This is a genomic window from Streptomyces sp. NPDC093018 (assembly GCF_040684035.1).
Lineage (GTDB): Bacteria > Actinomycetota > Actinomycetes > Streptomycetales > Streptomycetaceae > Streptomyces > Streptomyces murinus.
Window position 1 is genome coordinate 41002 of the sequence record NZ_JBFBFF010000021.1, and the last position, 12614, is coordinate 53615.

At 73.0% G+C, this 12614-nt stretch carries 11 protein-coding genes; 4 read left to right on the forward strand and 7 right to left on the reverse strand.

The window, feature by feature from the left end; all coding sequences use genetic code 11:
• Nucleotides 1–76: 76 nt before the first annotated feature.
• Nucleotides 77–517: an SRPBCC family protein gene (locus AB0N90_RS32955; protein ID WP_361679094.1), complete on the forward strand. Its 441-nt coding sequence runs from the start codon at nucleotides 77–79 to the stop codon at nucleotides 515–517.
• A 47-nt stretch (nucleotides 518–564) separates the two neighbouring features.
• On the opposite strand, the gene AB0N90_RS32960 is transcribed toward AB0N90_RS32955, so the two are convergent.
• From AB0N90_RS32960 to AB0N90_RS32985, 6 genes are all read right to left on the reverse strand, one after another.
• Complete coding sequence (locus AB0N90_RS32960; protein WP_361679096.1) at nucleotides 565–1206, reverse strand: LysE family translocator; 642 nt, start codon at nucleotides 1204–1206, stop codon at nucleotides 565–567.
• Between the two features lie 103 nt (nucleotides 1207–1309).
• Entirely contained in the window at nucleotides 1310–2455 is a 1146-nt protein-coding gene (locus AB0N90_RS32965; RefSeq protein ID WP_365202710.1) for an XdhC/CoxI family protein, read from the reverse strand.
• A gap of 44 nt (nucleotides 2456–2499) precedes the next feature.
• On the reverse strand, nucleotides 2500–3957 hold the full coding sequence (locus AB0N90_RS32970) for an NCS2 family permease (RefSeq protein ID WP_365202711.1): 1458 nt from the start codon (nucleotides 3955–3957) through the stop codon (nucleotides 2500–2502).
• 220 nt (nucleotides 3958–4177) lie between these two features.
• Nucleotides 4178–6565 carry a molybdopterin cofactor-binding domain-containing protein gene (locus AB0N90_RS32975; protein ID WP_361679105.1) on the reverse strand — a complete coding sequence of 796 codons (2388 nt, stop codon included), beginning with the start codon at nucleotides 6563–6565 and terminating at the stop codon, nucleotides 4178–4180.
• Nucleotide 6566: 1 nt separating this feature from the next.
• Complete coding sequence (locus AB0N90_RS32980; protein WP_365202713.1) at nucleotides 6567–7139, reverse strand: (2Fe-2S)-binding protein; 573 nt, start codon at nucleotides 7137–7139, stop codon at nucleotides 6567–6569.
• Nucleotides 7139–8029, reverse strand: a complete 891-nt coding sequence (locus AB0N90_RS32985) for a xanthine dehydrogenase family protein subunit M (RefSeq protein ID WP_365202715.1) — start codon at nucleotides 8027–8029, stop codon at nucleotides 7139–7141. Before AB0N90_RS32985 ends, AB0N90_RS32980 begins: the two co-directional genes overlap by 1 nt.
• Before the next feature lie 295 nt (nucleotides 8030–8324).
• On the opposite strand from AB0N90_RS32985, the gene AB0N90_RS32990 reads away from it, so the two are divergent.
• The 3 genes from AB0N90_RS32990 to AB0N90_RS33000 all read left to right on the forward strand — a co-directional run bounded on the left by AB0N90_RS32990 (nucleotide 8325) and on the right by AB0N90_RS33000 (nucleotide 11541).
• The gene (locus AB0N90_RS32990) at nucleotides 8325–10007 is read left to right on the forward strand and encodes a PucR family transcriptional regulator ligand-binding domain-containing protein (RefSeq protein WP_361679113.1); all 1683 of its coding nucleotides are present in this window, start codon (nucleotides 8325–8327) and stop codon (nucleotides 10005–10007) included.
• Nucleotides 10008–10172: 165 nt separating this feature from the next.
• Nucleotides 10173–10940 carry a hypothetical protein gene (locus tag AB0N90_RS32995; protein ID WP_365202717.1) on the forward strand — a complete coding sequence of 256 codons (768 nt, stop codon included), beginning with the start codon at nucleotides 10173–10175 and terminating at the stop codon, nucleotides 10938–10940.
• Nucleotides 10941–11049: 109 nt separating this feature from the next.
• Nucleotides 11050–11541, forward strand: coding sequence for a DUF2231 domain-containing protein (locus AB0N90_RS33000; protein ID WP_365202718.1), 492 nt, complete (start codon nucleotides 11050–11052; stop codon nucleotides 11539–11541).
• Between the two features lie 87 nt (nucleotides 11542–11628).
• Here AB0N90_RS33000 and AB0N90_RS33005 read toward each other — a convergent pair whose 3' ends face one another.
• Nucleotides 11629–12291 (reverse strand): GntR family transcriptional regulator, encoded by a 663-nt coding sequence (locus AB0N90_RS33005; RefSeq protein WP_361679347.1) that lies wholly within the window; start codon nucleotides 12289–12291, stop codon nucleotides 11629–11631.
• Between the last annotated feature and the right edge of the window lie 323 nt (nucleotides 12292–12614).

A 12614-nucleotide genomic window follows, 5' to 3' on the forward strand; every position in this document is an offset into this window, starting at 1 on the left:
CCCGCGGCACTGGGCCGACCGGGTGAGCCGGCGCCGAAGTCCGGGGCGCGCGGGGGTCATTGCCTACGATCGGCACGTGCCGACCTTCTTCCTCATCCGGACCGTGCCGCTCCCGCTGGACGAGGCGTGGCGCCGGATCACCGAGTGGCCCCGCCATACGATCGCCGTGCCGCTGACCGGGATCAGGGTGCTCACCCCCGGGCCGACCCGGGTGGGCACCCGGTTCACGGCGCGCACGGGCATCGGGCCGCTCGCCGTGGACGACACCATGGAGGTGACCGTCTGGCGCCCTCCCGCGGGCGACGAGGGCGGGGTGTGCCGGCTGGAGAAGCGGGGCCGGGTGATCCTCGGCTGGGCGCGGATCGAGGTCCTGCCGGGTCCCGGGGGCCGCAGCCGGGTGGTGTGGCAGGAGGAGCTGCGGGTGCGCTTCCTGCCCCGGGCGTTCGACGGCATGGTCGCGCGCATGGCCCGGGTCGTCTTCGGACGCGGGATGAACCGGCTGCTCAGGCGGGCCTGAGCGGAGTCAACTCCGCTCGTCGTGCGTCGACTTGCTCCGGACTGGGTTCAGTCCTTGCGGCCCGTCGCCGCCACCGTCACGCCCAGGCCGATCATCGCCAGGCCGCCGGCGCCGCCGACCGCGGACAGCCGGCGGGGCGAGCGGGCGAACCAGTCGCGGGCGGCGGAGGCGACCAGGCCCCAGACGCTGTCCGAGACCAGCGCGATGACATTGAAGACCAGGCCGAGCAGCAGCATCTGGAGGGGCACGTGTCCCTGGGCGCGGTCCACGAACTGGGGCAGTACGGCGGCGAAGAACACCATCGTCTTGGGGTTGGCCACCCCGACCGCGAAACCCTCGCCGAGGGTGCGCAGACCGCCCCGCTCCGGGGGGCCGGACCGAGCGAACGCGGCCCGCAGCGAGCCGCGTTGCCGCCAGGCCTTGACGCCGAGGTACACCAGGTAGGCGGCGCCCGCGAGCTTGAGCGCGGTGAAGAGCGGCACCGAGCGTTCCACCACCGGCCCGATGCCGAGGGCCACGGCGGCGACGAGGACATACGCGCCGAGAGTGTTCCCGGCGACCGTGGTCAGCGCGGCCCGGCGACCGTGCGCGAGGGCCCGTCCGACGACGAAGAGCACGCTCGGGCCGGGTATCACGATCAGCAGCAGGGCCAGCGCCGAGAAGGCGAGCAGCCGGTCGAGGGGGACCATGCCCTCATGGAACACAGCGGCCGGTCCGGGCGGCAATCGCTTTTCACGGGGCGGACGGGGTGCGGGGGTTCGGGGTTCTCGGAGACCGGGCGGCGCGTGGGGCTCAGGCCACCGAGCCGACTCGTGGCCGTGCGGTCGGGTCGTGGTGGATCGGGGTGTGGCCGCCGGTCAGGGTGGTGCCGGTGCCGCCGTGGCGGGTGGCGACGATCTCCGCGGCGATCGACAGGGCCGTCTCCTCGGGCGTACGGGCGCCGAGGTCCAGGCCGATCGGGGACCGCAGGCGGTCCAACTCCCGTTCGGTGAGGCCGACTTCGCGCAGGCGGCGGGCGCGGTCGAGGTGGGTGCGGCGGGAGCCCATCGCGCCGACGTAGGCGACCGGGAGACGCAGCGCCACCTTCAGCAGCGGTACGTCGAACTTGGCGTCATGGGTGAGGACGCACAGGACGGTACGGCCGTCGGTCCCGGTGCGTTCCAGATAGGTGTGGGGCCACTCGACCACGATCTCGTCGGCCTCCGGGAAACGGGTGCGGGTGGCGAAGACCGGGCGGGCGTCGCACACGGTGACGTGGTAGCCGAGGAACTTGCCGACCCGGACCAGGGCCGCGGCGAAATCGATCGCGCCGAAGACGATCATCCGGGGCGGGGGCACGGAGGACTCCACCAGGACGGTGACCGGCGCCCCGCAGCGCGCGCCCCGGGCGCCGGTCTCCAGGGTGCCGGTGCGGCCCGCGTCCAGGAGGGCGCGGGCCTCGGCGGCGACGGTGCGGTCCAGTTCGGGGTGGGCGCCGTAACCGCCGTCGTACGAGCCGTCGGGCCGGACCAGCAGGGCGCGGCCGGGGAGGCCGTCCGGGCCCGCCACGATCCGGGCGAGCGCCGCCGCCTCCCCGCGCGCGGCGGCGGCCAGCGTGGCCGCGATCACCGGCCGGGCGGGGTCCGCCGCCCGGACCGGTGTGACCAGGATGTCGATGACGCCGCCGCAGGTCAGGCCGACCGCGAAGGCGTCCTCGTCGCTGTACCCGAACCGTTCGAGGACGGTCTCGCCGTCCTTCAGCGCCTGTCGGCACAGCTCGTACACCGCGCCCTCCACGCAACCGCCGGAGACCGAGCCGATGGCGGTGCCGTCGGCGTCCACCGCGAGCGCGGCGCCGGGCTGCCGGGGCGCGCTGCCGCCGACCGCCACCACGGTGGCGACCGCGAAGTCACGCCCCTGGCCGACCCAACGGTTCAACTCCTCGGCGATGTCCAGCATCTGTCGGTCTCCTCAAAGGGTGGTTGCCGGTGAAGGGCGTGGCGTTAGTGGACGCCGAGCCAGCTCTCTACGGGGTGCAGCGCGAAGTACACGAGGAAGACCACCGTCAGCCCCCACATGAACGCGCCGATCTCCCGCGCCCTGCCCTGGGCCAGCTTGATCGCCGTGTACGAGATGACGCCCGCGGCGACGCCCGTGGTGATCGTGTACGTGAACGGCATCAGGACGACGGTCAGGAAGACCGGGATCGCGGTGGCCCGGTCGCCCCAGTCCACGTGCCGCGCGTTCATCAGCATCATCGCGCCGATGACCACCAGCGCCGCGGAGGCCACCTCCTGCGGGACGATCGCGGTCACCGGGGTGAAGAACAGACAGGCCGCGAACAGCAGTCCGGTCACCGCGGACGCGAGCCCCGTGCGGGCGCCCTCGCCGACGCCGGTCGCCGACTCGATGAAGACGGTCTGGCCGGAGCCGCCGGTCAGACCGCCGACCGCACCGCCCGCCCCGTCGATGAACAGCGCCTTGGACAGCCCCGGCATCCGCCCCTTGTCGTCGGCGAGGCCGGCCTCCGTGCCGACGCCGATGATGGTGGCCATCGCGTCGAAGAACCCGGCCAGCACCAGGGTGAAGACGATCACCGCGACGGTCATCCCGCCGACCTTGTCCCAGCCGCCGAAGCCGATGTGCCCGAAGAGCGAGAAGTCCGGCATCGAGACGGCGCCGCCGTGCAGTTCGGGCGCGCCGGAGGCCCACTGGCGGGGGTCGATGACGCCGAGCCCGTTGAGGACCGCGGCGACGACCGTGCCGGAGACGATGCCGATGAGGATGGCGCCGGGGACGTTGCGGGCCTGGAGCATGAAGATCAGCAGCAGGGTGCCGGCGAAGAGCAGCACCGGCCAGCCGATGAGCTGACCCGCGGGGCCGAGGCTCAGCGGGGTGCCCTTGCCCTGGTGCACGAAGCCGGACTTGTAGAAGCCGATGAGGGCGATGAACAGGCCGATGCCCATGGTGATGCCGTGCTTGAGCGCGAGCGGGATCGCGTTCATGATCATCTCGCGTAGGCCGGTGACGACCAGCAGCATGATGACGACGCCGTACAGCACGCACATGCCCATCGCCTGCGGCCAGGTCATGTTGGGCACGACCTGCGCGGACAGCACCCCGGAGACCGAGAGGCCGGCGGCGAGCGCGAGGGGCACCTTGCCGACGAAGCCCATCAGCAGGGTGGTGAGGGCCGCGGCGAACGCGGTCGCGGTGATCAGGGCCTTCTGGCCGAGGGTGTCGCCCTGGACGTCCTTGCCGGACAGGATCAGGGGGTTGAGGAGGAGGATGTAGGCCATCGCCATGAAGGTGGTGACCCCGCCGCGCACCTCACGCGCGACGGTGGATCCTCTGCGGGATATGTGGAAGTACCGGTCGAGCCAGGACCGGCCGGCCGGGACGCGGCTGCCGTCGCCGGCGTCCTCGGCCGTGGTCCTGGGCTCCGCTGATGGATGGGTCATGGTGCCGTCTCCCAAGGTTCACAGGGGCACCCGGTCAACTCCGGTGAGCTGAACGGGATTTGGGATGCGCACATAACCCGGGGGACGGCCCGGTGTGGCACGTATGGGGGGTGAGGGCCGGGGGTGAGCGATTGCCCGGCTCGGGGTGCCGCCGCGACCGGTCGTGCCGCCCGAGCCCATGAGGCTTGAGGAGGCACGCGTGCCCGCGGCGGCGGGGCTGCTATCGGGCCGTGCCCGTCAGATGCTCCGGACGTACCGGCGTCCGGTCCAGCTCCAGACCGGTCGCGTTGCGGATCGCCGCGAGGACGGCCGGGGTCGAGGACAGGGTCGGGGCCTCGCCGATGCCGCGCAGCCCGTACGGGGCGTGCTCGTCGGCGAGTTCGAGGACGTCGACCGGGATGGTCGGCGTGTCGAGGATGGTCGGGATCAGGTAGTCGGTGAAGGAGGGGTTCCTGACCTTCGCGGTCTTCGGGTCCACGATGATCTCCTCCATCACCGCGACGCCCAGGCCCTGCGTGGTGCCGCCCTGGATCTGGCCGACGACGGAGAGCGGGTTGAGCGCCTTGCCGACGTCCTGGGCGCAGGCCAGTTCGATGACCTTGACGAGGCCGAGTTCGGTGTCGACCTCGACCACGGCGCGATGCGCGGCGAAGGAGTACTGGACATGGCCGTTGCCCTGCCCGGTGCGCAGGTCGAAGGCCTCGGTCGGCCGGTGCCGCCACTCCTCCTCCAGCTCCACCGCCTCGTCCTCCAGGACGTCCACCAGATCGGCGAGCACCTCGCCGCCGTCGGTGACGACCTTGCCGCCCTCCAGCAGCAGTTCCGCGGTGGCCCAGGCGGGGTGGTAGGAGCCGAACTTGCGCCGGCCGATGTCCAGGACCCGTTCGCGGACCAGCTCGCAGGCGTTCTTGACGGCGCCGCCGGTGACGTACGTCTGCCGGGAGGCGGAAGTCGAACCCGCCGAGCCCACCTGGGTGTCGGCGGGATGGATGGTGACCTGGGCGACGCCGAGCTCGCTGCGGGCGATCTGGGCGTGCACGGTGACACCGCCCTGGCCGACCTCCGCCATCGCGGTGTGCACGGTGGCGACCGGCTCGCCCGCGATGACCTCCATGCGCACCTTGGCCGTGGAGTAGTCGTCGAAGCCCTCGGAGAAGCCGACGTTCTTGATGCCGACCGCGTAGCCGATCCCCCGGACGACGCCCTCGCCGTGCGTGGTGTTGGACAGGCCGCCGGGCAGCTGCCGTACGTCGGCGCCCTCGCTGGACTCCCACTGGCGCTCGGGCGGCAGCGGCATCGCCTTGACGCGGCGCAGCAGTTCGGCGACCGGCGCCGGGGAGTCCACCGGCTGCCCGGTGGGCATGATCGTGCCCTGCTCCATGGCGTTGCGCTGCCTGAACTCCACCGGGTCCAGGCCGAGTTCCTTCGCCAGCTTGTCCATCTGGGCCTCGTAGGCGAAGCACGCCTGGACCGCGCCGAAGCCGCGCATCGCGCCGCAGGGCGGGTTGTTGGTGTAGAGGGCGATGGCCTCGATGTCGACGTCGTCCACGACGTACGGCCCGATGCTCAGCGAGGAGGCGTTGCCGACGACCGCCGGGGAGGCGGAGGCGTAGGCGCCGCCGTCCAGGACGATCCGGCACCTGACGTGGGTCAGCTTGCCGTCGCGGGTGGCGCCGTGCTCGTAGTACAGCTTGGCCGGGTGGCGGTGGACGTGTCCGAAGAAGGACTCGAACCGGTTGTAGACGATCTTGACGGGCTTGCCGGTGCGCAGCGCCAGCAGGCAGGCGTGGATCTGCATGGACAGGTCCTCGCGGCCGCCGAACGCGCCACCGACGCCGGACAGCGTCATCCGCACCTTGCGCTCGGGCAGTCCGAGCACGGGCGCGATCTGGCGCAGATCGGAGTGCAGCCACTGGGTGGCGATGTAGAGGTGGACGCCGCCGTCCTCCTCGGGCACCGCGAGCCCGGACTCGGGGCCGAGGAAGGCCTGGTCCTGCATGCCGAAGGTGTACTCGCCCGTGACGGTCACATCGGCGCGGGCGGCGGCCGCGGCCGCGTCGCCGCGCACGATCGGCTGGCGGTGCACGATGTTCGGGTGGTCGACATGCCCGATGTGGTGGTCGTCGCGGTGCTCGTGGACGAGGACGGCGTCCGGGCCGAGGGCCGACTTCTCGTCGGTGATCACGGGGAGTTCGCGGTACTCCACCTTGATCTTGGCGGCGGCCCGGCGGGCGGTCTCCGGGTGGTCGGCGGCGACGATCGCGACCGGCTCCCCGTGGTGGCGCACCTTGCCGTGCGCGAGGACCGGGGTGTCCTGGATCTCCAGGCCGTAGTGCTTCACCTCGGTGGGCAGGTCGTCGTACGTCATGACGGCGTACACACCCGGCAGGGCGAGGGCCTCGGCGGTGTCGATGGAGACGATCTCGGCGTGCGCGACGGTGGAGCGCAGGATCTGGCCCCACAGCATGTCCTCGTGCCACATGTCCGAGGAGTAGGCGAACTCGCCGGTGACCTTGAGGGTGCCGTCGGGGCGCAGGGTGGACTCGCCGATGCCGCCCTTGGTGCCCGAGCCCTGGGTGATCTTCGTGGGAACGCCGTTGGCAGGCATGTCAGACCCCCTCGGACTGGCGGGCGGCGGCCAGCCGGACCGCGTCCATGATCTTCTCGTAGCCGGTGCAGCGGCACAGGTTGCCCGACAGGGCCTCGCGGATGTCGGCGTCGGACGGGTTGGGGTTGCGCTCCAGGAGTTCGTCGGAGGCGACGAGCAGGCCCGGGGTGCAGAAGCCGCACTGGACGGCGCCCGCGTCGATGAACGCCTGCTGGACCGGGGCGAGTTCGATGCCCTCGCCGGCCTGGGAGGCGGTGCCGCCCTTGGCCGCCCAGCCCTTGGCCGCGTCCAGGGGGACGCCGTCGGAGCCGCCGCAGGAGCGCTGCCGCGCGTGGTCGGCGAGGCCCTCGACGGTCACCACGTCCCGGCCCTCGGCCTGTCCTGCCGCGACCAGACAGGAGCACACCGGCACGCCGTCGAGACGTACCGTGCAGGAGCCGCACTCGCCCTGTTCGCAGGCGTTCTTGGAGCCGGGCAGGCCGAGCCGCTCGCGCAGCACGTAGAGCAGGGACTCGCCCTCCCAGACGTCGTCGGCCTCCTGCGGGCGTCCGTTGACGGTGAAGTTGACGCGCATCACGCAGCTCCCTCGGTGCGGCGGGTGCCGCGGTACGACTCCCAGGTCCAGGTCAGGGTCCGGCGGGCCATGACGCCGACCGCGTGCCTGCGGTAGCTCGCGGTGCCCCGGACGTCGTCGATCGGGTTGCAGGCGGCGGCGCACAGGTCCGCGAACTGCTTGGCGACGGAGGGGGTGATGATCTTCCCGTTGTCCCAGCAGCCGCCCTCCGCGAGCGCCGCGTTCAGGAACTCCTCGGCGGCCTTGGCGCGCACCGGGGTGGGCGCGGCCGAGCCGATGCCGGTGCGCACGGTGCGGCTCTCGGGGTGCAGGGCGAGGCCGAAGGCGCACACGGCGATGACCATGGCGTTGCGGGTGCCGACCTTGGAGTACTGCTGGGGGCCGTCCGCCTTCTTCACATGGACGGCGCGGATCAGCTCGTCGGGCTGGAGCGCGTTGCGCTTGACGCCGGTGTAGAAGTCGTCGATCGGGATCAGCCGGGTGCCGCGCGCCGCCGACGCCACCTCGACCTCGGCGCCCGCGGCGAGGAGGGCGGGGTGGGCGTCGCCGGCGGGCGAGGCCGTGCCGAGGTTGCCGCCGACGCCGCCGCGGTTGCGGATCTGCGGGGAGGCGACCGTGTGCGAGGCGAGCGCGAGGCCCGGCAGCTCGGCACGGAGCTGTTCCATGATCGTGCTGTAGGGCACGGAGGCGCCCAGCCGCACAGAGCCCTCGCCGGTCTCCCATTCGTAGAGATCACCGATGCGGTTGAGGTCGAGCAGGTACTCGGGCCTGCGGTGGTCGAAGTTGATCTCGACCATCACATCGGTGCCACCCGCGATCGGCACAGCGGTGGGATGCTCGGCCTTCGCGGCGAGCGCCTCCTCCCAGCTGGCGGGGCGAAGGAAGTCCATGACCGGCTCTCTTCTTCGTCTCGTGGTTCTGCGGATCTGAGCCAATCCGTGTGCGGCGGGCCCGGCTCGTTCCTGTCGTGTTGACGTGGAGTGGAGTCAGTACACCGCCGGGTGCTCCGACCGGGTCAGTCACTGAAACCATGAAGGAGTTCGCTGGCCAGGGGAAGCATCTTGTAGATTCGTATGAACGGAGGACATCGGTAACCTCTCCGTTTTCCCGGGGAAACGGTCACTCCCCCGTCACCCTCCGAAGATCCATCGTAGGTTTCGAGACACAGAAACGGCGGCAACTGAGATGCGGCTGCGCGCACTGCTGGACACCGACGCGCTGGGCCTGCTGCTGCTCGGCGGCGAGGACGAGCTGGACCGCTCGGTGCGCGGTGTGATGACGACCGACCTGCGGGACCCGAGCCGCTACCTCGCGGGCGGGGAGCTGGTGCTGACGGGCCTGGCCTGGCGGCGCGACGAGGCGGACTCCGAGCCGTTCGTGCGCCTGCTGGTGCAGGCCGGGGTGGCCGCCCTCGCGGCGGGCACCGCCGAGCTGGGCGGGGTGCCGGAGGACCTGGTCGCGGCCTGCGCCAGGCACCGGCTGCCGCTGCTCGCGGTGGACGAGTCGGTGGCCTTCGCGACGGTCACCGAGCATGTCGTACGGCAGGTGTCCGGCGAGCGCGCCGGGGACCTGGCCGCCGTGGTGGACCGGCACCGCCGGATGATGACCTCGGGTCCGGCCGGCGGCGGCCCCGATGTGGTGCTCGACCTGCTCGGCACCGACCTCGACCTGCGCGCCTGGGTGCTCTCCCCCACCGGGCGGCTGATCGCCGGCTCCAAGGTGGCGGGCCCCGACCTGCCCGCCGGCACCTGCGCCCGGCTGGCCGCCGAGCAGCTGGCCGCCACCCGCACCGGCCGCCGCGGCCCGCACCGGGTCCAGCTGGACGGTACGACGTACTCGCTCTTCCCGATCCGCTCCTCGGGGCGCACCCCGGGCGCCGCGCGCGATGTGCGCGAGACGGTGCTGTCGGACTGGCTGCTGGCCGTGGAGGCCGACGCGAGCGACTGGGACGGGCAGCGGATGGATCTGCTCCAGGGCGTCACCCAGCTGATCGCCGTGGAACGCGACCGCCGGGAGGCGGCCCGTACGGTACGGCGCCGGCTCGCCCAGGAGGTCCTGGAGCTGGTGCAGACCGGTGCCGCGCCCGCGGAGATCGCGGCCCGGCTGCGGGTGGCCGCGCCGGTGCTGCTGCCCGGCCTCGGCGCGGCCCCGCACTGGCAGGTCGTGGTGGCCCGGGTGGAGTGGGACGGCGAGGAGATCGAGGGCGGCCCGGTGGCCCAGGCGCTCCTGGAGGAGGTGCTGGTCGACCCGTCGGCGACCGGCCCCGAGCCCGCCGACCGGATCGCCGTGGCGCACACCGGGGACGAGGCGGTGGCGCTGGTGCCGCTGCCCGCCGTACCGGCCGTCGCGGCGGACCGGGAGGGCGCGGAGACCGGGCTGCTCGCCGACGCGCTGCTCCAGGTGGTGCGCGAGCCGCTGTCGGCGGGTCTGGACGGCGACGGGCGGCTCACGCTCGGCGTCAGCGCGGCCGTGCACTCCGCGGAGGGCCTGCGCGGCGCCCTGGAGGAGGCACGGCACGCCCGCCGGGTGGCGGCGGCCCGGCCGGGGCGGGTCTGCGCGGCCGGGCACCAGGAGCTGGCCAGCCATGTGCTGCTGCTCCCGTTCGTGCCGGACGATGTGCGCCGCGCCTTCACGGCCCGGCTGCTCGACCCGCTGACGGACTACGACCGGCGGCACCGCGCGGAGCTGATACCGACCCTGGAGGCGTTCCTCGACTGCGACGGCTCCTGGACCCGCTGCGCCACCCGGCTGCATCTGCACGTCAACACGCTGCGCTACCGCGTCGGGCGGATCGAGCAGTTGACGGGACGGGACCTTTCGCGCCTGGAGGACAAGCTCGATTTCTTCCTGGCACTGCGGATGAGCTGAGCCGGACGGGGTGAAGCGGACGAACCGCGTCCGCGCCACGCCCCCACGACTTTGTGAAATCTTTCACCCACCCCCTTGGCCAGGTGTGGCGATCGGTGCTGGAATGCCGCCACCACTCAACAGCCCGATGGTGTGCCTGGGGAGGTCAACGTGGCGTATACCGCCATGTCTGGGAACGGAACGACCGCCGGTGACGATCCTCTCCAGACCGCGGTATGGCGGTTGCGCTCGCGGGCCTGCTGGGCCGACGCCGCGGCCCTGCTGCCACCGGACACGCCGGGCACCGCGCTGCAACGGGCGTTGCTGCTCGTGGAGCGCTGCCTGTACACGGAGGGCGGCTGGGCGGACGCGGAGGACGCGCTGCGTACGGCGGAGGCGCTCGCGCACACCGACGAGGAGCGGGGCGCGGCCGCCTGCGAGCGCGGGCAGCTCGCGTACGCCGCGACGCTGCACGGCATCCGGGACCGGGTGGACGAGGCACGGGCCGCGCTGGGGCGGGCGGCGGCGCTGATCCCGCCGGGGGCGGCGGGGCGGGCGCTGCTGGACTTCCGGCGGGGGCTGCTCGCGGAGAACCTGTCCCGCTCCCCGCAGGCGGCGCGCGCCGCGTACCGCCGGGCGCACGCGGGCGCGACCGCGCATGCCGATCCGCTGCTGCTGTCGTTCACCTGGCGCCATCTCGCCGGACTCGCCCTGCGGGACGGGGAGTTGGCGGAGGCGCGGCACGGGTTCGCCGAGTCCCTGCGGATCCGGGAGGAGCTGGGCTACCTCGTGGGTACGGCGCCCGCGCTGGTCTCCCTGGCGGACACGGAGGACGAACCGGCGGCGACCCGGCTGCGGGACGAGGCGCGGCGGCTGTTCCGCCTCCTGGGGGGCGTGCCGACCTGGCTTGCGGCACAGCTCGCGCCCCCGGCGGCGGGGCCGGCCACGGCGTGAGCGGGGGGCGTGCGGGGCGCGGGGGCCGCGGGGGCGTGCTCAGAGGGAACTGAGAGACGGCTGTGCCAGTGTGACGCGCCCCGAGACCCCCACCCCAGGAGCGCGTCGCATGACCCTCGTCAACGGGCTTCCGGCCCATGTCCTGCTCGTCCATGTCGTCGTGGTGCTGGTCCCGCTGACCGCCCTCGCGCTGGTCGCCGCGGCGATATGGCCGCGGGCCGCGCACCGGCTCGGCGTCCTGCTGCCCGCGCTGGGCCTCGTGTCCCTGGTCAGCGTGCCGCTCACGACGAGCGCCGGTGAATGGCTGGAGCGGCATGTCGACTCCGACCCGCTCGTGCGCAGGCACACCGAGCTGGGCGACGGGCTGCTGCCGTGGGCGCTGGGGCTGTTCGCGCTGGCCGTGGTGGTGTGGTGGGCGGCCCGGGGGTCGCGCCGCGAGGGGGGCGGCGGCGCGCGCCGGTCGGCGCTGCCGGTGCGGATCGTCCTCGGACTGCTGTCCGTGGTCATCGCGGTGGGCGCGGTGGTGGACGTGTACCGGATCGGCGACTCGGGCGCGAAGGCGGCGTGGCACGACGGGTTCTCGAAGACCGAGGGTTCCTAGGGTCCGCGGCCGCGGGGTGCGGGCGCGTCACCGGGTGCGGGTACGCCGCGGCCGGTCGCGCGGTTCCGCGCGCTCCTCAAGGGGCGCTCAGGCCGCGCCCGCGAAGTGCTCGGCCACCAGTTCCCGCACCACCTCAAGATCCCGGACCACCAGCGCCTCCAGCAGCGAGACATGTTCCGCCGCGTCCGCGACGAGGTCCGCGCGGGCGTGCCGGACGGCGCCGCCGACCAGCGGCCACTGGGCGCGGCGGTGCAGGTCGCAGGCGATGCGGACCAGTTCCTCGTTGCCGGAGAAGGCCAGCATGGCGCGGTGGAAGGCGCGGTCGGACTCGGCGTACGTCGCGGGGCAGCCGGACGCCGCCGCCCGGACCGTGTCCTGGGCGAGCGGCCGCAGCTCGGCCCAGCGCGCGGCCGGGACCGTACGGGCCAGCCGCAGCATCACCGGGACCTCCAGCAGCTCCCGCACCTCCGCCAGCTCGGCCAGCTCCCGCGCCCCCCGCTCGATGACCCGGAAGCCGCGGTTGGGCACCACCTCGACGGCGCCCTCCAGGGCCAGCTGCTGCATCGCCTCCCGCACCGGCGTCGCCGAGACCCCGAAGCGGTCCCCGAGCACCGGCGCCGAATACACCTCGCCCGGCTTCAGCTCGCCCGCGACCAGCGCCGTGCGCAGCGCCTCCAGGATCTGCCCGCGCACCGAGGCCCGCTGTATCACGGGCCGCTCGCCCTCAGGTCTGCGCGGGCCCGGAACCAGTCCCTCACTGTGCGTGTACGCCGCCGCGGAGCCCTGCACGCCCTGCCTCACGGGGTCCTCCTGGCGGCTTGTCGGTACTTGGGGTCATTAACGACGGGTTGTCGGTTGTTCGTCAAGCACCCTAGACGTACCGAGCGGTACGTCAAACTCGATCGAGGTCGACCGACCTCGATCGAGAGGCGATCAGGGAGCGCTCGGGGGGCGATCGGACCCCCGCGGTCCACTAAGATCAACTCGAATCGGGCTGCCCCGCACGGACAGGTGATTCACAACTTCCTCACCTGTCGCAGGAACTTTCCGTTGAACCATCCGTACGGGTAGTC

Bases quoted from the DNA above. Each gene is read 5' to 3' on its own strand.
- AB0N90_RS32985 (WP_365202715.1), bottom strand. From the start codon at position 8,029: ATGGACTTCCTTCGCCCCGCCAGCTGGGAGGAGGCGCTCGCCGCGAAG.
- AB0N90_RS32965 (WP_365202710.1), bottom strand. From the start codon at position 2,455: ATGCTGGACATCGCCGAGGAGTTGAACCGTTGGGTCGGCCAGGGGCGT.
- AB0N90_RS32995 (WP_365202717.1), top strand. From the start codon at position 10,173: ATGTCTGGGAACGGAACGACCGCCGGTGACGATCCTCTCCAGACCGCG.
- AB0N90_RS33000 (WP_365202718.1), top strand. From the start codon at position 11,050: ATGACCCTCGTCAACGGGCTTCCGGCCCATGTCCTGCTCGTCCATGTC.
- AB0N90_RS32975 (WP_361679105.1), bottom strand. From the start codon at position 6,565: ATGCCTGCCAACGGCGTTCCCACGAAGATCACCCAGGGCTCGGGCACC.
- AB0N90_RS32980 (WP_365202713.1), bottom strand. From the start codon at position 7,139: ATGCGCGTCAACTTCACCGTCAACGGACGCCCGCAGGAGGCCGACGAC.
- AB0N90_RS32970 (WP_365202711.1), bottom strand. From the start codon at position 3,957: ATGACCCATCCATCAGCGGAGCCCAGGACCACGGCCGAGGACGCCGGC.
- AB0N90_RS32960 (WP_361679096.1), bottom strand. From the start codon at position 1,206: ATGGTCCCCCTCGACCGGCTGCTCGCCTTCTCGGCGCTGGCCCTGCTG.
- AB0N90_RS32990 (WP_361679113.1), top strand. From the start codon at position 8,325: ATGCGGCTGCGCGCACTGCTGGACACCGACGCGCTGGGCCTGCTGCTG.